Below are 1,817 nucleotides of genomic sequence, written 5' to 3' on the forward strand. Positions count from 1 at the left end.
CCAATGTGCAGCGTGGGTCAGGCGCCGAGGTCGCCGTTGCGGAAGTGGTTGCGACACAGCAGTTCGTAGTGGACCGAGTCGCCGAACAACGGTTGCGCGTCGGAGTCATGGGTGTCACCGACGACCACGGTGTCGCCCTCGTAGACCACTCCCCCGTTGACCACGCGGGCGTTGTGGGTGGCACGGGCACCACACCAGCATCGTGCCTCCACCTGGAGCGGGGTGTGCTCGTCGGCGAGTTCGAGCATCCGTTTGGTCCCGTCGAACAACTCGCCGCGGAAGTCGGTCAGCAGCCCGAACGCGAACACGTCGACATCGAGATCGTCGACGACCCGCGCCAGCTGCTCGCACTGCGCCCTCGTGTAGAACTGCACCTCGTCGCAGACGATGTAGTGCAGCGGCCAGCTGTCGGCCGCGAGGCGGTACAGGTCGACGTCCGGGCTGACCTCGATCGCGGGCGCCGCGACGCCGAGTCGACTCGTCACCTGATGGCCTTCACGATCGAGGGTGGTCAGCAGCAGGCCGTAGAGCTGACGGTTCGACAGGTTGTGGTGGATCTGCAGGGCGAACGTGCTCTTGCCGGAGCCCATCGTGCCGAAGTTGAATCGAAGTGTCGCCATGGTCGAATCGCAACCCGGCCGAAGGCCGCCGTCAGAAGTGACAGCGGCAGCGTCCCGAGCGGTCGCAGGATGGTGAACCTACCGTCGTCGACGGTCGCGATCGCGGCACAGATCCGTGAGATCGCTCAACCCGGTCGCACCAGGGCGCGCAGCGCGTCGATCGTGTCGGCCTGAACGGCGATCTTGTCGCTCCGGTATCGCTTGACCCGCGCGAACCGCAGGGCGACCCCTCCCGGATACGTGGTGGATGCCTGCACCCCGTCCACCGCGATCTCCACGACCTGTTCCGGTGCCAGGTGCACCGCGTTGCGCCCGCCGATCGGCCCCTCGCCGATGCGCAGTTCCTCGAAGCGTCTCGTCTGCCAGCGCAACATCTCGTCGGTCATCCCCTTGAACGTCTTGCCGACCATCACGAAGCCGCCCGTGGTCGGGTCGCGTGCACCCAGATGGATGTTCGAGAGCAGGCCCCGCCGCCGCCCCGAGCCCCATTCGACGGCGAGCACGACGAGGTCGAACGTGTACACGGGCTTGACCTTCTTCCACCCGGTGCCCCGCCGACCCGCCTCGTAGGACTTGTCGAGTTCCTTGATCATCACGCCTTCGTGACCGGCGGTGATCGCGTTGGCGAGGAACTCCTCGGCCTGGGCCACGTCGGCGGTGACGATCGACGGCAGTCGCGAGCTCTGCGGGACCGTGGCCGCGAGGACCTCGCGCCGCGTCGACAACGGTTCGTCGTGCACCGACACGCCGTCGGCGACGAGCACGTCGAAGAAGAAGGCGTCGAGCGACGTGGACACGCGCATCGAATCCTGGAACGCGCGCGGTGACCCGTCGTCCCGGACACCCATCGCCTCGCCGTCGAGCACGAGGTCTCCTCCCGGCATCGCCCGAACGACATCGACGACGTCACCCAGGCGGGCGGTCACATCGTTCAGATTGCGGGTGAAGAGGCGCACCTCACCGTCGCGCCGGTGCGCTTGGACCCGGGCCCCGTCGAGCTTCCAGTCGACCTGCACGTCTCCCGCACCGTCGATCGCGTCGGCCACGCTCGCGGCGGGGCTGGCGAGCATCGGCTGCACCGGCCGGAGTGGTTCGAGGTCGATCGCATCGAGTGCGACTCGACCGCCCGTCAGCGCCGCGACGGCGGCCGGGCCGAGTCCACCCGCCATCATCGACGCTCGTCGAACGGTCCCCACG

Annotated in this window: 2 protein-coding genes; both read right to left on the minus strand. The window is 68.0% G+C overall.

All coding sequences use genetic code 11. The annotated features are described in order from the left end of the window. Positions 1-17: 17 nt before the first annotated feature. Positions 18-620 carry a thymidine kinase gene (locus WBV89_RS05575; RefSeq protein WP_423980346.1) on the minus strand — a complete coding sequence of 201 codons (603 nt, stop codon included), beginning with the start codon at positions 618-620 and terminating at the stop codon, positions 18-20. A gap of 125 nt (positions 621-745) precedes the next feature. Further along, on the minus strand, positions 746-1,817 hold a 1,072-nt coding region (locus WBV89_RS05580), incomplete at its 5' end, for an ATP-dependent DNA ligase (protein ID WP_423980347.1).

It is taken from the genome of Ilumatobacter sp. (assembly GCF_049588435.1).
In the GTDB taxonomy this organism is placed as follows: Bacteria; Actinomycetota; Acidimicrobiia; order Acidimicrobiales; family Ilumatobacteraceae; genus Ilumatobacter_A.

What these genes read in the sequence shown, in the direction of transcription:
- WBV89_RS05575 (WP_423980346.1), bottom strand. Translation starts at nt 620, where the DNA reads ATGGCGACACTTCGATTCAACTTCGGCACGATGGGCTCCGGCAAGAGC.